Origin of the sequence: uncultured Jatrophihabitans sp., from assembly GCF_964251945.1 — a bacterium.
In the GTDB taxonomy this organism is placed as follows: domain Bacteria; phylum Actinomycetota; class Actinomycetes; order Mycobacteriales; family Jatrophihabitantaceae; genus Jatrophihabitans.
The window spans coordinates 139,262-157,420 of sequence record NZ_CAXULP010000001.1 but is presented as its reverse complement, the minus strand read 5'-3'; the positions used below and the strand labels follow the sequence as shown (position 1 = coordinate 157,420).

Annotated in this window: 17 protein-coding genes and 1 pseudogene; 4 read left to right on the top strand and 14 right to left on the bottom strand. The window is 70.8% G+C overall.

The genetic code is table 11. The features are described 5' to 3' along the window. Nucleotides 1-2: 2 nt before the first annotated feature. Both ACFFBG_RS00690 and ACFFBG_RS00685 read right to left on the bottom strand, forming a co-directional pair. Nucleotides 3-335, bottom strand: a complete 333-nt coding sequence (locus ACFFBG_RS00690) for an antibiotic biosynthesis monooxygenase family protein (RefSeq protein WP_375474596.1) — start codon at nucleotides 333-335, stop codon at nucleotides 3-5. Beyond that, entirely contained in the window at nucleotides 332-1,192 is an 861-nt protein-coding gene (locus ACFFBG_RS00685) for an isoprenyl transferase (RefSeq protein WP_375474594.1), read from the bottom strand. Before ACFFBG_RS00685 ends, ACFFBG_RS00690 begins: the two co-directional genes overlap by 4 nt. Nucleotides 1,193-1,419: 227 nt before the next feature. Here ACFFBG_RS00685 and ACFFBG_RS00680 point away from each other — a divergent pair, with 227 nt between their 5' ends. Further along, nucleotides 1,420-2,466 carry an LD-carboxypeptidase gene (locus tag ACFFBG_RS00680; RefSeq protein ID WP_375474592.1) on the top strand — a complete coding sequence of 349 codons (1,047 nt, stop codon included), beginning with the start codon at nucleotides 1,420-1,422 and terminating at the stop codon, nucleotides 2,464-2,466. A gap of 45 nt (nucleotides 2,467-2,511) precedes the next feature. On the opposite strand, the gene recO is transcribed toward ACFFBG_RS00680, so the two are convergent. From recO to era, 3 genes are read right to left on the bottom strand one after another with little or no spacing between them, the layout of a single operon-like run. Then, nucleotides 2,512-3,273, bottom strand: coding sequence for a DNA repair protein RecO (gene recO / locus ACFFBG_RS00675; protein ID WP_375474590.1), 762 nt, complete (start codon nucleotides 3,271-3,273; stop codon nucleotides 2,512-2,514). Next, complete coding sequence (locus ACFFBG_RS00670) at nucleotides 3,274-4,557, bottom strand: MFS transporter (protein WP_375474588.1); 1,284 nt, start codon at nucleotides 4,555-4,557, stop codon at nucleotides 3,274-3,276. Between the two features lie 3 nt (nucleotides 4,558-4,560). Continuing rightward, a complete protein-coding gene (gene era, locus ACFFBG_RS00665; protein ID WP_375474587.1) occupies nucleotides 4,561-5,481 on the bottom strand; it encodes a GTPase Era in 921 nt (306 codons plus the stop codon). Between the two features lie 24 nt (nucleotides 5,482-5,505). On the opposite strand from era, the gene ACFFBG_RS00660 reads away from it, so the two are divergent. Further along, nucleotides 5,506-6,225 carry an alpha/beta hydrolase family protein gene (locus tag ACFFBG_RS00660; RefSeq protein WP_375476177.1) on the top strand — a complete coding sequence of 240 codons (720 nt, stop codon included), beginning with the start codon at nucleotides 5,506-5,508 and terminating at the stop codon, nucleotides 6,223-6,225. 52 nt (nucleotides 6,226-6,277) lie between these two features. Here ACFFBG_RS00660 and ACFFBG_RS00655 read toward each other — a convergent pair whose 3' ends face one another. The 8 genes from ACFFBG_RS00655 to hrcA all read right to left on the bottom strand — a co-directional run bounded on the left by ACFFBG_RS00655 (nucleotide 6,278) and on the right by hrcA (nucleotide 13,125). Continuing rightward, entirely contained in the window at nucleotides 6,278-6,598 is a 321-nt protein-coding gene (locus ACFFBG_RS00655) for a cytidine deaminase (RefSeq protein ID WP_375474585.1), read from the bottom strand. 22 nt (nucleotides 6,599-6,620) lie between these two features. Further along, nucleotides 6,621-7,937: a hemolysin family protein gene (locus tag ACFFBG_RS00650; RefSeq protein ID WP_375474583.1), complete on the bottom strand. Its 1,317-nt coding sequence runs from the start codon at nucleotides 7,935-7,937 to the stop codon at nucleotides 6,621-6,623. Continuing rightward, complete coding sequence (gene ybeY / locus ACFFBG_RS00645; RefSeq protein ID WP_375474581.1) at nucleotides 7,934-8,512, bottom strand: rRNA maturation RNase YbeY; 579 nt, start codon at nucleotides 8,510-8,512, stop codon at nucleotides 7,934-7,936. The genes ACFFBG_RS00650 and ybeY overlap by 4 nt, the downstream gene beginning before the upstream one ends. Nucleotides 8,513-8,573: 61 nt before the next feature. Beyond that, nucleotides 8,574-9,611: a PhoH family protein gene (locus ACFFBG_RS00640; RefSeq protein ID WP_375474578.1), complete on the bottom strand. Its 1,038-nt coding sequence runs from the start codon at nucleotides 9,609-9,611 to the stop codon at nucleotides 8,574-8,576. Nucleotides 9,612-9,663: 52 nt separating this feature from the next. Beyond that, nucleotides 9,664-10,002 (bottom strand): HIT domain-containing protein, encoded by a 339-nt coding sequence (locus tag ACFFBG_RS00635; protein WP_375474576.1) that lies wholly within the window; start codon nucleotides 10,000-10,002, stop codon nucleotides 9,664-9,666. Between the two features lie 135 nt (nucleotides 10,003-10,137). Beyond that, a complete protein-coding gene (locus ACFFBG_RS00630) occupies nucleotides 10,138-10,872 on the bottom strand; it encodes a 16S rRNA (uracil(1498)-N(3))-methyltransferase (RefSeq protein ID WP_375474574.1) in 735 nt (244 codons plus the stop codon). Nucleotides 10,873-10,899: 27 nt separating this feature from the next. Beyond that, complete coding sequence (gene dnaJ, locus ACFFBG_RS00625) at nucleotides 10,900-12,045, bottom strand: molecular chaperone DnaJ (protein WP_375474572.1); 1,146 nt, start codon at nucleotides 12,043-12,045, stop codon at nucleotides 10,900-10,902. Between the two features lie 60 nt (nucleotides 12,046-12,105). Further along, nucleotides 12,106-13,125 carry a heat-inducible transcriptional repressor HrcA gene (gene hrcA / locus ACFFBG_RS00620; protein WP_375474570.1) on the bottom strand — a complete coding sequence of 340 codons (1,020 nt, stop codon included), beginning with the start codon at nucleotides 13,123-13,125 and terminating at the stop codon, nucleotides 12,106-12,108. 117 nt (nucleotides 13,126-13,242) lie between these two features. Here hrcA and ACFFBG_RS00615 point away from each other — a divergent pair, with 117 nt between their 5' ends. Next, nucleotides 13,243-13,554 carry a type II toxin-antitoxin system VapB family antitoxin gene (locus ACFFBG_RS00615; RefSeq protein WP_375476175.1) on the top strand — a complete coding sequence of 104 codons (312 nt, stop codon included), beginning with the start codon at nucleotides 13,243-13,245 and terminating at the stop codon, nucleotides 13,552-13,554. A 22-nt stretch (nucleotides 13,555-13,576) separates the two neighbouring features. Here the strand turns inward: ACFFBG_RS00615 and hemW are convergent, their stop codons facing one another. Further along, the gene (gene hemW / locus ACFFBG_RS00610; RefSeq protein ID WP_375474568.1) at nucleotides 13,577-14,803 is read right to left on the bottom strand and encodes a radical SAM family heme chaperone HemW; all 1,227 of its coding nucleotides are present in this window, start codon (nucleotides 14,801-14,803) and stop codon (nucleotides 13,577-13,579) included. Nucleotides 14,804-15,125: 322 nt separating this feature from the next. On the opposite strand from hemW, the pseudogene ACFFBG_RS00605 reads away from it, so the two are divergent. Beyond that, a pseudogene (locus tag ACFFBG_RS00605) lies at nucleotides 15,126-16,569 on the top strand (IS1634 family transposase). Nucleotides 16,570-18,159 lie beyond the last annotated feature (1,590 nt).

Genomic DNA, 18,159 nt, shown 5'->3' with positions numbered 1-18,159 from the left:
GATCAACTCGGGCGGGGCTCGCGGTCGCTGCGGTGCAGAACGGTCACCCCGCCCGGCGCGATGTCGGCGAGGGATTCGAACCCGGCCGGGAGGTCCGGGACGGCCGAGGCAAGCAGCGGCGTCGCGGTCAGCTTGACGTCGTAGCCGCCGAGCGCGCGCCGGTAGGACCCGACGTTCTCCCACTCCGTCAGCAGCAGCCAGGCGGCAGGGTCGTCGGTCGAGCGGGCGAGCGTGCCGCGCAGGTAACCCGGCCGGGCGGCGAGCGCGGCCAGCGCGGCGCGGGCGCGGTCGGCGAAATCGGCCGACGAGTCGGCGAAGTGGGTGAGCGCGATCACGGCGTCGGGGTTTGCGTCGGGGAGGGGGTCGCGGCGAAAGCGGTCGGCGAGATCGGCGGCGCGGGCTCGACCGGACCCGCCGCGCCGAACCGCCGGTCGCGCCGCGCGTACTCGAGGCACGCCTGCCACAGATGCCGGCGGTCGAACTCCGGCCAGGGCGTGTCGACGAAGGCCAGCTCGGCGTAGGCGGACTGCCACAACAGGAAGTTCGACGTCCGCTGCTCGCCGGAGCTGCGGATGAACAGGTCGACGTCCGGCAGGCCCGGCTCGTCGAGATGGGCGGCGATGGTCCGCTCGTCGATCTTGGCCGGATTCAGCTCGCCGGCGGCGACCTTCCGGCTGATCGCCCGGACGGCGTCGACGAGCTCGGCTCGGCCGCCGTAGTTGACGCAGAACTGCAGCGTGAGCCGGTCGTTGTCGCGGGTGAAGTCCTCGGCGTCCTCGAGCTGGCTGATGACGCTGCGCCAGAGCTTGGGCCGCCGCCCCGCCCACCGGATCCGGACGCCAAGCGCCGCCAGCTCGTCGCGGCGCCGACGGATGACGTCCTTGTTGAAGCCCATCAGGAAGCGCACCTCCTCCGGCGAGCGGCGCCAGTTCTCGGTGGAGAACGCGTACGCGCTGACGGTGCCGACGCCGAGCTCGATGGCGCCGTGCAGCACGTCCATCAGGCTGGCCTCGCCGGCGCGGTGGCCCTCGATGCGCGGCAGTCCGCGACCGTGCGCCCACCTGCCGTTGCCGTCCATCACGATCGCGACGTGCTGCGGCACCAGCGCGGCGGGGATCGCCGGCGGCCGCGCGCCGGATGGATGCGGCGGCGGGTCCGGCCACCGCGCGGATCGACGAGCCGGCGCGGTCACCGCGCCAGGCTATCCCGGCCGCCCTCCCCCAACTTGTCCGCGTGTCGTCGGCGCGCAGCCCGCCCTGGCGAGGACAACTTTCGGCAAGGCGGCGGGCAGCATCTGAGTTGTCCTCGCCTCGTCGGCGCGCAGCCCGCCCTGGCGAGGACAACTTTCGGCAGGAGGGCGGCGGCCGTCCGCGCCTGACGGGCGGTATTTCGGATGCAGCCGGGTGATGGGATGGGCGGATGCCGATCCAGCTCACGCCGCCGCCAAAGCTCGCGCCAGGCGACCGGGTCGCGGTCGTCTCGCCGTCGTTCGCCGCGCCGGCCGCGGCCCCGGCGATTCACGAGCAGGCGATGCGCCGCATCCGCGACGAGCTGGGCCTCGAGCCGGTCGAGTACCCGACGACCCGGCGGCTCGGCGCCTCAGCCGTCGATCGCGCCGCCGATCTGACCGCGGCGTTCACCGACCCGTCGATCCGCGCCGTCATGGCGACCGTGGGCGGCGACGACCAGCTCACCGTGCTGCCACACCTCGATCCGGGACTGCTGCTCACCGACCCGAAGCCGTACTTCGGCTACAGCGACAACACGAACCTGCTGAACTGGCTGTGGTTCCACGGCGCGGCCGCCTATCACGGTGGTTCGACGCAGGTGCAGCTCGGCCGTGGGCCGGCGCCGATGCCAGTGTCGTTGGCCTCGCTGCGCGCGGCGCTGTTCGAGCGCGCGGACGTCGAGGTCACGCCGGTCGCGGACTTCGTCGAGGACGAGCTGGAATGGACCGACGAGCGCGCGCTGACCGAGTTCCCGCCCGCGTTGCCGGCCGAGCCGTGGACGTGGCACAACGCCGACCGCGTCGTGACCGCGCCGACGTGGGGCGGCAATCTGGAGATCCTGTCCTGGACGCTCGCGGTGTCGCGGTTCGTCCGTCCCGTCGCCGACTACGCCGGCTGCGTGCTGCTGCTCGAGACGTCGGAGGAGATGCCGCCGGCCCAGGAGGTGTTCTGGATGCTGCGCAACGCCGGCGAGCGGGGGTTGCTCGCCCAGTTCCCGGCCGTGCTGTTCGGCCGGGCCAAGGCAGCGACCCGCTTCGACGTCCGGACCCGCGACGAGCGGACGCGCTACCGCGCCGAGCAGCAGGCGGCGGTGCTGCGCGCCTTCGAGGCGTACAACCCAAGCGCGATGATCGTCTTCGGCGTCGACTTCGGACACACCGAGCCGCAGTGGGTGCTGCCCTACGGCGGCCGGACGACCGTCGACGGGCCGGCCCGCCGCGTCGTCGCCCATTACTGACCCGTCCTGCCCACGGAGCGGGCCGACCGTCGCCGGACGGATCGATCAGGTGCGGTCGACGAGCGGCAGCGAGCGCAGCCCGCGTTCGAGATGCCACTGCAGGTGCGCCGCGACGAGCCCGCTCGCCTCGCGCCGCGGACCTTGCTCGCTAGCGTCGGCGAGCGTCCAATCGCCTTCGAGCAGCGCGATGAGCAGCTCGATCGTCGCTGGCTGCGGACGGCTGGAGCCGGGCGGTCGGCACACCTCGCAGACCACTCCGCCGGCCGGGACGTTGAACGCCGCGTGCGGCCCGAGACGTGAGCACTTGGCGCACTCGCGCAACGCCGGTTCCCAGCCGGCGTTGGACAGCGCCCGGACGAGGAACGCGTCGAGGATCAGCGTCGAATCGTGCTCGCGAGCCGCCAACGCCCGCAGCGCGCCGACGACGAGCAGGTAGAGCCGCAGCGCGGGCTCGCCCTCTTCGGTCAGCCGCTCGGCGGTTTCGCAGATCGCCGACGCCGACGTCCACCGGGCGTAGTCGCCGGCGAGCTGGGCGCCGAACGCGCCGAGCGACTCGGTCTGCTGCACGACGTCGAGCCCGCGGCGCCCACCGGCCTGCGTCTGCCCCTCGGGCAGCCGGCTGTAGAGCTGCACGTCGATGTGGCTGCCTGGCTCGAGGCGAGCGCCGAAACGCGAGCTCGTCCGCCGCACGCCCTTGCCGACGGCACGGACCCGGCCGTGCCGGCGGGTGAGCAGCGTGATGATCCGGTCGGCCTCGCCGAGCTTGTGCACGCGGAGCACGACCGCGTCGTCGCGATACAGCGGCACTCAGCGAGTGTCCCACCCCGTGCCTGCGGCGGCCTCAGACGGCGCGCCGGCCGCGCCGCCGCCGACTACCCCAGACGCGCCGCCGCCGGCCGCGCCGCCGTCCCGGTCCACTCGCAGCTGCGCGCGCAGGGCCGTGGCGAGCACGCCCACCACGAGCGCCGCGCCGATCACCACCCAGAACGCGCTGCGCGCGCCGTGCTGATCGGCGATGCCGCCGACGATCGCCGAGCCGAGCCCGTATCCGACGCCGAGCCCGGTGTTGATCCAGGACAGCCCCTCGGTCAGCGCCCGAGGCGCGACGAGCCGCTGCACCAGCCCGAAGGCGGTGATCAGCGTCGGCGCGATGCCGAGCCCGAGCGCGACATCGGCGACCAGCAGCAGCGGCACGTTCACGGCCGCGAGCAGCACCACCGGCAACACCGCGAACACCAGCGACTGCCGCCAGAACCGCGTCAGCACGTCGCCCTCGCGGACCCGCGCGCCGTAGAACAGGCCGGACACCGCGCTCGCCCCCGCGATCGCCGCGAGCGCGACGCCGCTCAGCGCGCGGTGTCCGTGCTGGCCGCAGAACGCGACCGCCGACAGCTCCGCGCTGGCGAACACTGCGCCGATCGGCAGCGTCGTCAGCACGAGCAGCGGCATGCCGCGGGCGCGCAGGGCGAACGGGTGGGCCGTGCCGTCCGGCACATGCACCGGCGGCTCCGAGGCGTGCAGCGTGGCCAACCACAACGCGCCCGCGGCGACGATGCCCGCGGCGACCCAGAGCACCAACACCGGCGCCACTTGCGTCGCGATCACCGTCGCGATCAGCGGGCCGACGACGAAGATCACCTCGTCGATCACCGACTCCAGCGACAGCGCGGTCGACAGCTCAGGCTGGTCGTCCAGCACGAAATTCCAGCGCGCCCGCACGAGCGAGCCGACGGACAGGTAGCTGAAGCCGAACAGGACGGTCGGCAGGACGAGCAGCCAGTGCGCGGCGTCCGTGCGCACCAGCACGGCCAGCGTGACCACCCCGGCGACGTGCACGGCGGTCGCCGGCAGCACCAGCCGGCGTTGGCCGAAGCGGTCGATGAGCACGGACAGCGCGGGCATCCCGACAGCCCCGGCGAAGGTGTAGCAGGCGCTGAGCACGCCGGCGAAGGCGTAGCGGCCGTCGCGCGCGGAGATGATCAACACGATGCCGATCGGGTAGACGGCGATCGGCAGCCGCATCACGAACGACGCGGCGCTGAACGCGGCGGAACCCGGCGCGCGGAACACCGCGCGGTACTGGCCGAGCATCGCCTAGAAGCCCAACCGGTCAAGCTTCTTCGGATCGCGCTGCCAGTCGCGCTGCACGGCGACGTGCAGGTCGAGGTGCACCCGCTCGCCGACCAGCTGCTCGATGCCGGCCCGCGCGGTGCTGCCGATGCGCTTGAGCCGCTCGCCCTGGTGGCCGATGACGATGCCCTTCTGGCTGTCCCGTTCCAGGTGCAGCGTCGCGAACACCTCGAGCAGCCCGGACGTGCGGCGGCGCTGCTCCTCGACCGTCACGGCGATGGAGTGCGGCAGCTCGTCGCGCACCCCGTCGAGCGCGGCTTCGCGAATGAGCTCGGCGATGCGGGTGTCCTCGTCGTTGTCGGTGGTGACGTCCTCCGGATAGAGCTGCGGACCCTCCGGCAGCAACGCGACGAGCAGGTCGGCGAGCAGCCCCACCTGCTCCCCGGCGACCGCGGACACCGGGACGACCTCGGCGAAATCGCCCAGCCCTGCGACGGCGGCCAGCTGCTCGGCGACGCGCGCCCGCGGCGCGGCGTCGATCTTGGTGACGATCGCGACGGCGGTCGCCCGCAGGCCGGCGAGCTCGGCGGCGATGTACCGGTCGCCCGGGCCGACGCGCTCGTCGGCCGGCACGCAGAAGCCGACGACGTCCACCTCGGCGAGAGTGGCGCGCACGACGTCGTTCAGCCGCTGCCCGAGCAGCGTGCGCGGCCGGTGCAGGCCCGGGGTGTCGACGAGCACGAGCTGGCCGTCCGCCTGGTTGCGGATGCCGCGCACGGCATGTCGAGTGGTCTGCGGCTTGTCGCTGGTGATGACGATCTTCGAGCCGACCAGGGCGTTGGTGAGCGTGGACTTGCCGGCGTTCGGGCGCCCGACGAAGCAGCAGAAGCCGGAGCGGAACGTCACGCCGCCAGTCTCCCACCCGGCGGCGAATGGCCGGGTCATGTCGTCGACGATGGGCGGGTGCAGATGATCCGCAGCACGTACGGCGCCGATCCGCCGCAGTTCGGCCAGCTGTACCGGCCGTCCGGCGCTCCGCTGCGCGGGGTCGTCGTGATCGTGCACGGCGGGTTCTGGCGCGCGCAGTACGGGCTGTCTCTCGGCGAGCCGTTGGCGCAGGCGCTCGTCGGCGCGGGGTACGTCTGCTGGAATCTCGAGTACCGCCGGGTCGGCAACGGCGGCGGCTGGCCGGCCACGTTCGACGACGTCGCGGCCGGCGTCGACCACCTCGCGACGCTCGACGTCGACACGTCGGCGGTGGTGGCGATCGGCCACTCCGCGGGCGGCCAGCTCGCGACGTGGGCGGCCGGCCGGACGGACGCCCGCGTGCCGGTGACCGCGGTCGTCTCGCAGGCGGGGGTGCTCGACCTGCGCCGCGCCGCCCGCGACGGCGTAGGCGGCGCCGCGGTGCCGGACCTGCTCGGCGGCGGCCCGGACGACGTGCCCGAGCGCTACGACGTCGCCGATCCGCTCGGCCGCGTTCCGCTGGCCGTGCCGGTGTTGGCCGTGCACGCGCGCGGCGATGACATCGTGCCGTTCGCGCAGAGCGAGGCCTACGTGTCGGCGGCGCAGACGGCCGGCGGGCAGGCCGAGCTGCGCGAGGTGCCGGGCGACCACTTCACGCTCATCGACGTGACGTCCGCAGCCTGGCGAGTGGTCGTCGACGCCCTCCCCCGTCTTGGTGCCTGAGTTGGTCGCGTTTCGCGCCGAAACGCGACCAACTCAGGCACCAAGGCAGCGGTCAGATGACAGCGCCGTCGGGGTTCGCGCGGAGGATCGCGGCCGTCGGCGCGATGTCGCGGACGGCGGCTTCGCCCGCCTCGTCGGCCGGGTCGTCGCCCAGCACGACGGCCGCCTCGAGGCCGGGCGCGCCCGAGGACACCGCCATCGCCACCGCGAGCTGCAGCGCCGACAGCCGCAACGAGGGCAGCGCGACGGTGGCCGCGACGTAGGTTCGCCCGTCGCCGTCGCGCACCGCGGCGCCCTGATCAGCGCGGGTGCGCGCGCGGGCCGAGCGGGCCAGCGTCACCAGCTTGGCGTCCTCGGGGTCGAGCTCGGTCACCAGCGGTCCTTGCCTGCGGCCATCACGTCCCGGCCACCTCCGCGTCGCGGTCGTGCCGGTCGGCCTCTTCGCGGTCCGGCACCCGGCGCACCCGAATGGTGTCGATCCGGTTGCGCCGGCCGCCGACGTCCTCGGCGGTCAGCTCCAACCCGTGCACCACGGCCGACGACCCGGCGATCGGCACCCGGCCTAGCGCCTCGGCGAGCAGTCCGCCCACCGTCTCGACGTCGTCGCGGTCGGGCAGGTCGACGCCGAACAGCTCGCCGAGGTCCTCAACGGCGAGCCGGGACGCCACCCGCGCCTCGTCGTCGCTGATCCGCTCGATCGGCGCGCGCTCGACGTCGTACTCGTCATTGATCTCGCCGACGATCTCCTCGAGGATGTCCTCGATCGTGATCAGGCCCGCGGTGCCCCCGTACTCGTCGACGACGATCGCGATGTGCGCCCTGGCGGCCTGCATCTCGCGCAGCAGCACGTCCACGGGCTTGGACTCCGGCACGAACGCGATCGTCCGCATGATCTCCTCGACCGGCGTGGTGCGCGCCCGGTCGTCGTCCTGGCCGCGACGCACGAGGTCCTTCAGATAGGTGACGCCGAGGACGTCGTCAGCGCTCTCGCCCACTACCGGGATCCGGGAAAAGCCGCTGCGCAGCGCCAGTGCGAGCGCCTGCCGCAGGGTCTTGCCGCGCTCGATCCACACCACCTCGGTGCGCGGCACCATCACCTCGCGGGCGATCGTGTCGCCGAGGTCGAACACCGAATGGATCATCTGGCGCTCGTCGTGCTCGACGACGCCGCGCTGCTCGGCCATGTCGACCAGCTCGCGCAGCTCGACGGCGGAGTCGAACGGCCCCTCGCGCAGGCCACGGCCGGGCGTGATCGCGTTGCCCAGCAGCACCAGCAGCGCGGCCAGCGGGTTGAACAGCCGGCCGACGAGGCGCACCGCGCCGGCGCCGGCGAGCGCGACGGTGTTGGGGTGCTGCCGGCCGAGCGTGCGCGGCCCCACGCCGATCAGCACGTAGCAGATGACGATCATGACCAGCACCGTCAGCAGCGGCACCGGCCAGCGCGCGCCGAACTCGCCGCGGGCCACCAATGTGGCGAGCACGGTGGCGGTCAGCTCGCAGGACATCCGCAGCAGCAACAACAGGTTCGTGTACCGCGCGCGGTCGCTCATGATCGTCAGCAGCGCCGCCGCCCCGTGCCGCTCTTCGCGCACGAACTCGTCGGCCCTCGCCCGCGACACGCGCCCCAAGGCGGAGTCGACGCAGGCGATCAGGCCGCCGATCGGCACCAGGGCGATCGCGACGATCAAGGCGATGACGTCCGCCGTGCTCATGCGCCCTCTGCGGATTTAGGGGGCGTCCGTCGACCCGGCGAGTCGCGCAGCTCGCCGCCGGTTCCGGGCCGCGGCGTGCGGATCGGGTCGCGCTTGGTGGCCTTGGTCCAGTCGCGCAGCAGCCGCGCCTGGAGTTCAAACATTTCGCGTTCCTCGTCGGGCTCGCCGTGGTCGTAGCCGAGCAGGTGCAAGATGCCGTGCGCGCACAACAGCTGCAGCTCGCCCTCGGTGGAGTGGCCCGCGGAAGCGGCCTGGTCCGCGGCCACCGTCGGGCAGAGCACGACGTCGCCGAGGATCGCCGCGCCAGGGTTCTCGTCCGTCCCGGGCGGGGCGGAAGGGTCGAACCGCTCGGCCGGGCCGTCCGCGGCGTCCATCGGAAAGGCCATCACGTCGGTCGGCCCGGGCAGGTCCATCCACTGCTTGTGCAGCGCGGCCATCGTGTCGACGTCCACGAGCAGCACAGACACCTCGGCGAGCGGGTCGATGCGCAGCCCGTCCAAGACGAATCGGCCCAGCTGGACGAGCGCCGGCTCGTCGACGGCGACGCCGGACTCGTTGTTGACCTCGATGCTCACCGGTTCACCGCTCGGCGCCGGTCGCGGGTCTGGTCATCGTCGTCTGGTCATCGTCGTCTGGTCATCGTCTGGGGTTGGCGCGCGAGCGGGGTTGCTGAGCGTCGGTCGCCTCCGCGGCGCGGTCGTGCCGCTCGTACGCGTCGACGATCTCGCCGACGAGCCGGTGCCGCACGACATCGGTCGAGGTCAGGTTCGCGAAATGGACGTCCTCGAGGTCGCCGAGGATGTCGCGCACGACGCGCAGTCCGCTGCGAGTGTCGCCCGGCAGGTCGACCTGAGTGACATCGCCGGTGACCACCACCTTGGAATCAAACCCAAGCCGGGTAAGAAACATCTTCATCTGCTCAGGGGTGGTGTTCTGGGCCTCGTCCAGAATGATGAAGGCGCCAGAGAGCGTTCTGCCGCGCATGTACGCCAGCGGCGCGATCTCGATCGTGCCGGCCTGCATCAGCCGTGGCAGCGAATCCGGGTCGAGCATGTCGTGCAGCGCGTCGAACAGCGGCCGCAGGTAGGGGTCGATCTTGTCGAACAGCGAGCCGGGCAGGAAGCCGAGCCGCTCGCCGGCCTCGACCGCGGGACGGCTGAGGATGATCCGGCTGACCTCCTTCGCCAGCAGCGACTGCACCGCCTTCGCCACCGCGAGGTAGGTCTTGCCGGTGCCGGCCGGCCCAATGCCGAAGGTGATCGTGTGGTTGTCGATGGCGTCGACGTAGCGCTTCTGGTTCAGCGTTCGCGGCCGGATGTTCTTGCCGCGGCGGGACAGGATGTTGAGGCTCAGCACCTCTGCCGGCCGCTCCTCGGAGTCGGCGGTGAGGATGCCGTGGGCGCGCGTCACCGAGTCCGGCGTGAGGTTCTGGCCGGACTTGATGAGCTCGAGCAGCTCCTCGAACAGCCGGACGGCGATCGCATTGTCGGCGGCCTTGCCGGTGATGGTGATCTCGTTGCCGCGGACGTGGACGTCGGATTGCAGGCGGTTCTCGATCACCCGCAGCAGTTCATCGCGCGAGCCGAGCAGCGCGACCATGGCCTGCTCACCGGGCACGACGAGTGTCGTGGAGACGCGATCCGAGCTGTCCGATGGGGCGGAGGGTCCGGTCAAGGCAAGCTTTCTTCTCGACGTCGCTGGTCGAGTTCCATCGTAGCGAGGGAAATCAACCGGGCGGCCAGGTCATCGGCCGACCGGCCAGCACGTGCGCGTGGACGTGGAACACGCTCTGCCCCACGCCGGCGCCGGTGTTGAAGACCGTCCGGAAGTCGCTGAGCCGCAGCTGCTCGGCCACACCGCGGATGCCGGCGAGCAGCCCGGCGCCCGCCGCTGGGTCGCCGGCCAGGTCGGGCAGGTCCTGCAGGTGCTTGCGTGGGACGACCAAGACGTGCGTCGGGGCCTGCGGGTTGGTGTCGGCGAAGGCGTAGCTGTGCTGGTCCGCGTACACGGACGTGGCCGGGATCTCGCCCGCCACGATCTTGCAGAAGACGCAGTCCTCGGGCATGCGTCGAACCGTAGCGCGGCGCCTTCCCTGGCGCGTTCGCCTTCTCCTGGTTCCGTGCTGCTCGTTTTCCGGCCGAAATCGGACGTCACGGAACCAGGAGAAGCAGGCGGCGAGGTGCGGCCGAACGCCAACGCGTCAGCTCCAGCGGCCGAGGCGCAGGGACAGGGCGGCTAGCGCGGCCGCGCCCGCGGTGGACGTGCGCAGCACCGGATCGCCCAGCCGCACCGGCAGCGCGCCGGCGGCCACAAAGGCGGCGAGTTCGTCCGGCGCGATTCCGCCCTCGGGCCCGACGACGATGAGCAGCTCGCCGGCGTCGGGCACCGCGAGGCTCGCCAGCGGCTGAACCGCGTCCTCGTGCAGCACCAGGGCGGCTGAGGACGCGATCCGCGCCGCCACCTGCGCCGTCGTCGCCACCGCGGCGACTTCCGGCACCCAGGCGCGCCGGCTCTGCTTGGCCGCCTCCCGCGCGACCCGCTGCCAACGCTCGATGGCTTTGGCCGCGCGCGGACCGTCCCAGCGCACGATCGATCGGGACGCCGACCATGGGAGGATCTCGTCCACGCCCAGCTCGGTCGCGAGCTCGACCGCCAGCTCGGCCCGCTCGCCCTTCGGCAGAGCCTGCACCAACACCAGCGCTGGAGACGGTTGAGGGACCGTTCGCCTTGACGTCAGCTCGAGGGTCAGGCTGTCCGGTCGAAGAGCGGTCACCCGGCACTCCGCCAGCTCGCCTCGCCCGTCGCCGACCAGCACGGTCTCACCGACGGCGAGCCGCTTCACCCGAGCGGCGTGCCGCCCTTCGTCGCCGCCGAGAATCAGCGTGTCGCCGATATCGGCCGACAGCTCGGCGACGAGGAACAGCGGCGGCGTCACCGGCTCAGGTCACCATCGGTCAGGACGTCACTGCCGGAACGCGTCGCGCACCTTGCCGAACAGCCCGCCGGCGCGCGAGGTGACCGCGACGTCTTCCGAACGCAGCTCGGCGAGCTGGCGCAGCAGCGCCTCCTGCTCCTCGTCGAGTCGGGTCGGCGTGCGCACCTCGACGTGCACGTAGAGGTCGCCGCGGGTGGTGCTGCGTAGCTTGGGGACGCCCTTGCCGCGCAGGTGCAGGACCGCGCCGCTCTGCGTGCCGGGCCGGATCTCGATCTTCTCCTCGTCGTCCAGGGTGGTGAGGACGAGGTCGCTGCCAAGCGCGGCCGAGGTCATCGGCACCCCGATCGTGCAGTGCAGATCGGCGCCGTCGCGGGTGAAGGTTTCATGCGGCTGCTCGGAGATCTCGATGTACAGATCGCCCGCGGGGCCGCCGCCGGGGCCGACCTCGCCCTGCCCGGCGAGCCGGATGCGCATGCCGTTCTCGATGCCGGCCGGGACGTCGACGGTCTTGGTCCGGCGGGCGCGGACCCGGCCCTCGGCGCCGCACTGCGAGCACGGGGAGGCGATCTGCTCCCCTGTCCCGCCACAGGCCGAGCACGCGCGCGTTGTCATAACCTGGCCGAGGAACGAGCGCTGTACCGACTGGATCTCCCCGGCGCCGCCGCAGGTTGGGCAGGTGCGCGGCGAGGTGCCGGGCGCGCAGCCGTTGCCATGGCACTTGTCGCAGGCGATCGCGGTGTCGACGACCACTTCGCGACGCACGCCGAAGGCCGCCTCCTCCAGCGTCAGGGACAGCTGCAACAGCGCGTCCGCGCCGGGCCGGACCCGGCTGCGCCGACCACGGCCGCCAGCCATCGGGCCGCCGTTGCCGAAGAACGCCTCGAACACGTCGCCGAAACCGCCGAAGCCGCCGAACGGGCTCCCCCCGCCGGCCGCCGCGCCGGCCTGGGAGAGCGGGTCGCCGCCGAGGTCCACGACGCGGCGCTTCTCGGGGTCGGAAAGCACCTCATACGCCGTGGTCACCGCCTTGAAGCGGTCCTGCGCGGCCGGGTCGGGATTGACGTCGGGGTGCAGCTCGCGGGCCAGCTTGCGGTAGGCGCGCTTGAGCTCTTCAGCGGTCGCGTCCTTGCGCACGCCGAGCAGGCCGTAGTAGTCGCGCGGGGCGTCAGCCACGAACAATCCGTCCTCGAGATGCCTTGGCACTCGTTCGGGATGAGTGCCAGCCCAGTCTAGTCAGCGATCCTCGAGCAGGTCGCCGACGTAGCGCGCCACGGCGGCGACCCTGGCCATGGTGTGCGCGTAGTCCATCCGGCGCGGGCCGAGCACGCCGACCGCGCCGACGCCGGCGCCGTGCAGCTCGTAACCCGACGACACCACGGCGGCCGCCGCGAGCCCCTCGTGCTGGGTCTCGTTGCCGATGCGCACCAACACCTTCGACGACGACACCGACTGGTCGAGCAGCCGCAGCAGCACGACCTGCTCCTCGAGCGCCTCGAGCACCGGGCGGATCGCCGGGAAGTCGAGCGTCTGGTGGCTGAGGTTGGCGGTGCCGCCGAGGAGCATCCGGTCGCTGGTCGGCTCGACCAGCACCTCGAGCAGCACGGTGGTGAGCGTGGTCAGCAGGCCGCTCAGCTGCTGATCGACTTGCCCGGGCAGCTCGCTCACGATCTGCGGAGTCTCGGCGAGCGGACGGTCGCGCAGTTGCGCGTTGAGCGTGCCGCGCAACTCGTAGACGTCAGTGTCGATGACCGGCGCCGGCAGGTCGACGATGCGTTGCTCGACCCGGCCGGTGTCGGTGATCAGCACGACCATCAGCCGCGTCGACGACACGGTCACCAGCTCGAGGTGGCGGACCCGGCTGCGCGAGAGCGTCGGGTACTGCACCACCGCCACGTTGCGGGTGAGCTGCGCCAGCGCCCGCACCGCGCGGAGCAGCACGTCGTCGAGGTCGACCGCGCCTTCGAGGAAGGCCGAGATCGCGCGCCGCTCGGCGGCGGTCAGCGGCTTGATGTCGGTGAGCCGGTCGACGAACAGGCGGTAGCCGGCGTCCGTCGGCACCCGGCCGGCGCTGGTGTGCGGCTGGGCGATCAGCCCCTCGTCCTCGAGGGTCGCCATGTCGTTGCGGATCGTCGCCGAGGACACGCCGAGGTTGTGCCGGTCGACGAGCGCCTTGCTGCCGACCGGCTCGTTCGTGGCGATGAAGTCCTCGACGATTGCGCGCAGCACCGCGAGCTTGCGATCCTCCACAGCCACCGTCAGCCTCCTGGTCTCCCGTCCGAGTTTAGAACCGCAACGGCGGCGTCACACGCCAGCGCTAGGCTCCCAGGCGGGGGGCCAACCAGGCGCGCCCGACCTGTGGGGGGCGTGGCGGTGATCTTCAAGGCGGTGCGCGACGGCCGTCCCTATCCCGATCACGGGCTGTCCGCGCGGGATTGGGCCGGCGTGGCCCCGCGGACGGTGCGGCTCGACGAGCTGACCACCACGAAGCGGCAGCTCGAGCTGGATCATCTGCTCGACGAGGACTCCACCTTCTACGGCGACCTGTTCCCGCACGCCGTGCACTACCACGGCGAGGTCTACCTCGAGGACGGCCTGCACCGCGCGCTGCGGGCCGCGCTGCAGGGCCGCAACACCCTGCACGTGCGCATCCTCGACCTGGACGCGCTGAAGCCCGGCAGCTGAGGCGCCCTGCTAGCCGGGTCTTTCAGGCCGTCAGCAGCTCTTTGACCACCGCGTCGGCCATCAGCCGGCCGCGCTGGGTGAGTGTCACCCGGCCGGCATGCAGACTGCCCGGGTCGAGCAGGCCCCAAGTGGCCAACTGCGGCAGCGCCTGGCGCGCGGGCTGGCGCAGCTCGGCCACCGGCAAGCCCTCGCGGCGGCGGACGCCGAGCATGACGCGCTCGGTCCAGCGCGCATCCGCGTCCAGGGTCTCCCGGCCGGCCGCGGGGCTCGCGCCGGCGTCGAGCAGCGCGGCATACCTTGTCGGATGTTTGACGTTCCACCAGCGCACGCCGCCGACATGGCTGTGCGCGCCCGGGCCGAAGCCCCACCAGTTGGCGTCGCTCCAGTACAGCTCGTTGTGCCGGCAGCGGCCCGACGCCGTCCGCGCCCAGTTCGAGATCTCGTACCAGTCGTAGCCGGCGGCGCGCAGGGTCTCGTCGGCCATGACGTAGCGGTCGGCCTGCACGTCGTCGTCGGTCGCCGGCACCGCTCCGGACGCGACCTGCCGGGCGAGCGCGGTGCCCTCTTCGACGACGAGCGCGTATGCGCTGACGTGGTCCGGGCCGGCGCCGACGGCGGCGTCCAGCGAGGCCTGCCAGTCCGCGTCCGTCTCGTGCGGCGCGCCGTAGATCAGATCGAGGTTGACGTGCTCGAACCCGGCGGCGCGCGCCTCGGCCACGACCTGTTCCGGGCGCCCCGGCCGGTGCTCGCGGTCGAGCACGGCGAGCACGCGCGGCACGGCGGACTGCATGCCGACCGAGATGCGGGTGAACCCGGCGGCGCGCAGCTTGCCCAGATAGCCCGGCGCCACCGTCTCCGGGTTGGCCTCGGTGGTGATCTCGACGTCCGCGGCGAGGCCGAAGCTCTCGGCGACCTCGCGGATCACCAGCCCGAGGTGCTCGGCCGGCAGCAGGGTCGGCGTGCCGCCGCCGAAGAAGATCGTGCTGACCGGCGGCAGCGCGGCGCCGGCAAGAACGTCCGCGGCCAGCGCGATCTCGCGCAGCATCGTGTCCACGTAGTTGCCCTGGTTGACGCCCGGCCCGAGCTCGGTCGCGGTGTAGGTGTTGAAGTCGCAGTAGCCGCAGCGCCGCGTGCAGAACGGGACATGGACGTACACGCCGAACGGACGGTCCCGGGCGGCGTCCAGCGCGGCGGCTGGCAGCCGGCCGTCCGGCGGCGGCGGATCGCCCTGGGGCAGCGCTGACGGCACGCGCTCCAGTGTGCGCCGCCGCCGCGACAATAGTCGGCACGACCCACTGGTGACGATGTGCTGATTTCGGCGTCATCACACCGGAAACCGCACAAGATCGAGAGTCAGCCAGGGCCGGTCAGGCGTCTCGGCGTCGGCGGCCTCGGCTGCTCGGCACCGCCCCTCCTGACTTCGGCCAAGATCGTTGATCTTGATGGGCAGATGCCCGTGTTTGCTGGCCTGTAGGTGGTGGCTGCGCCCGGATGTGTGCACTAATCGGTTCTCGTAGCCTGCCGGGGTGGCCTACGTGCGGACGGTCCGGACGGCGTCGGGCGCGACGGCTGTGCAGATTGTGCACGCCTCGCGGCGCGGCTCGCGCGACATCGAGCATGTCGGGTCGGCCCACGACGAGGCGGAGCTGGCGGCGCTGAAGGCTGCCGCGAACCAGCGGCTGGTCGAGGGCCAAGGCCAGTTCGATCTTGGGCTGGACACCGCGGCCAGCTCGGGACCGCTGGAGATCGTGTCCTCGCGTGCGGCGCATCTGTGGGAGGCGTTGTCGCGGGCCTACGACACGCTCGGCTTCGACCGGGCAGCTGGCGGTGACGAGGTGTTCCGTCGCCTCGTGCTCGCCCGGATCATCGAGCCAACCAGCAAGCTCGACTCGCTGCGGGTGCTGAGCGAGGCCGGGATCGAGCCGCCGGTCTACCGGACGCTGACCCGCCGGCTGCGCGAGTACGCGACGCCCGAGTGGCGTGAGCAGCTGGCGGCGGCGTGCGCGGCGCACGCCGCGTTGGGGCCGGCGTCGCTGGTGCTCTACGACGTCACCACGCTGTATTTCGAGGCCCACGAGGGGGACGGGTTCCGGGAGTCCGGGTTCTCTAAGGAACGCCGTCTGGAGCCGCAGATCACCGTGGGGTTGCTGACCGACGCGGCCGGGTTCCCGCTGCAGCTGGAGGCCTTTCGAGGGCAACCGGGCCGAGACCGCCACGATGCTGCCCACCATCGAGCGGTTCATGGCAGCCCACAACCTCAAAGACATCACGGTCGTCGCTGACGCCGGAATGGTGTCCGAGGCCAACCGGCGGGCGATCGAGGCGGCCGGGTTGTCGTTCATCCTCGGCGCGAAGATCCCCGACATCCCCTACGTGATAGCCGAATGGCGCCGCACGAACCCCGGAACCGAGATCCCGGACGGGCACGTGTTCACCCAACGCTGGCCGGCCAGCGCGAGCGACAAACGCCGTGACCAGGTCATCTACTACAAGTTCACCGCCGACCGGGCCCGGCGGACCCTGCACGGCATCGACGAGCAGATCGCCAAGGCCGAGAAGGCCGTCGCCGGGAAGGTCCCGGTCAAACGCAACCGGTTCGTCACTCTCACCGGCGCGGAAAAGTCGATCAACCGAAAGCTGGAAGCGAAAGCGCGTGGGCTGGCCGGGATCAAGGGCTACATCACCAACATCGACAACCCGACACCAGAGTTCGTGATCGGCGCCTACCACCAGCTCTGGCACATCGAGAAGTCGTTCCGGATGTCCAAGCACGACCTGCGAGCACGGCCGATCTATCACCACAATCGCGAGTCCATCGACGCCCACCTCAACGTCGTGTTCGCCGCCCTCGCCATCACCCGGCTGATCGAGGACCGCACCAGCTGGTCCATCAAACGCTTCGTGCGCACCGCCCGCCGCTACCGCACCGTCCACATCCGCGCGGGCCAACACGTCCTCACCGCCGAAGACCCACTGCCAGACGACCTACGCGACGCCCTCGCCGTCATCACCTGAACCGGCAGTGCGCACTAAATTGGCCGAAGTCAGGTCACACCGGAAACCGCACAAGATCGAGAGTCAGCCAGGGCCGGTCAGGCGTCTCGGCGTCGACGGCCTCGGCTGCTCGGCACCGCCCCTGATTCGTCGGCTGGCAGACGGACCGGCACGGACCCTGAGCGGGTAGGTAGAACAGGTCATACGGACTGACGCTTGCGCTCAGCATTTAGCCCGTCGAGTGTCACCGAATAGCGATCTCCGACCGACTCGCCCTGACCACCAGCACAGCCCTGAATCGAAAATCAACTACCCACTTATCACCAGGCAGCACGGTGGCTTGGTGGCTTGGTGGCAACTGACTGGCTACTCGCGGATCTGGGTCAGACACGTCCGCGTCTCTGGCGTCTGAACTGTCCGACGGCATGTATACCAGCGCCAGTGGTCACAAGCGCGGCACCCAGCGTCGGGTGACCGCTAAATAGCAAAGCAAGCCCAACGCCCGCGCAAGCGATGGCCAATCCCGCCCACCACCAATAGTCACGCAACGTGCGTGATTCTCTTGCTACCACCAGAAACAACTCCGGACTAGAGCGGTGGCAGGCCGCTGCAAAGGTTTCCGCTTCCACAGAACTACTCCTGCCAATGTTCAGGAAAATACGGCGGTGCTGTAGCTGATCAGCCGACCGGTTGCTCACGAGACCGGGCTACCGCAGCAGCCAACGACGAACATTCAGCCCGATGCTCCAGCACCCAGCGCACAGCCCGCTCCTTAACAGCGGGATCGATCTTCTCCGGAATAACGCCATCCTTCCGGGCTCGAAAGGAAGCTGCCGGGAAGTCATACCGGTTCAGCGAGCCCGCTCGCGAGCTAGCATCTCCAATCGCGACTGCCCGTACAAGAGATCAGGCGCTAACCTACGAGTAGCAACAAGACGCCGGATCCTTCATCCGATGGTCTCGTGAACTCACACAGGTCGTGCTTGCGCGCTTCAAAGTTTCACTTCCGCAACTTACGAATGATCGAGGCTGCCGCAATGACCACGACTAGAACGACCACGAATACTGTGAATGCGGTGCTGTGGAACGGGCTGTCTTTACTTTTCACCGCTAGCTGTAACAGGTTCACCGTCGACCTCGCGTCACGGCGACGAAGACGAAAAATGCGACCGCTACTGCCACAAAGACCACGATGATCGCGGTAGGCAAAATATATCCCTCGCTCGCGGAAACGTTTCCGATCCGATTTACCACCGCTGGCGGTGGACTCGGAAACCCCGAACCGCCAGGAACTTCACCTCCCTGCCCGCCCACCTCCAGATTCGCCAAGTAACCGCTGAGAGATCCGATCCAGACACTCGATATCCAGGTTACATGCTCCGTCCAAAATGGCCTTCGTCGTCACCAGTCGAGTCGCCATCACGCACCTCCAGCCAAATTGGCCGTCATGCTCCAAACTGACCCCGACGGCAGGCGAGTCATCCAACAGATCCAACCAACGATCTTGACGTTTCTACGCAAAGTCTCGTTAGAGTGATCGACCGCGTAGGAGCTGGTAGATATGTCTAGGCAACGTGCCTCTGTAGGATTGGCGCGGTGATCCACGGTCTC

What these genes read in the sequence shown, in the direction of transcription:
- ACFFBG_RS00650 (WP_375474583.1), bottom strand. Translation starts at nt 7,937, where the DNA reads ATGAGCACGGCGGACGTCATCGCCTTGATCGTCGCGATCGCCCTGGTG.
- ACFFBG_RS00660 (WP_375476177.1), top strand. Translation starts at nt 5,506, where the DNA reads ATGATCCGCAGCACGTACGGCGCCGATCCGCCGCAGTTCGGCCAGCTG.
- era (WP_375474587.1), bottom strand. Translation starts at nt 5,481, where the DNA reads ATGACCCGGCCATTCGCCGCCGGGTGGGAGACTGGCGGCGTGACGTTC.
- ACFFBG_RS00635 (WP_375474576.1), bottom strand. Translation starts at nt 10,002, where the DNA reads ATGCCCGAGGACTGCGTCTTCTGCAAGATCGTGGCGGGCGAGATCCCG.
- ACFFBG_RS00680 (WP_375474592.1), top strand. Translation starts at nt 1,420, where the DNA reads ATGCCGATCCAGCTCACGCCGCCGCCAAAGCTCGCGCCAGGCGACCGG.
- ACFFBG_RS00670 (WP_375474588.1), bottom strand. Translation starts at nt 4,557, where the DNA reads ATGCTCGGCCAGTACCGCGCGGTGTTCCGCGCGCCGGGTTCCGCCGCG.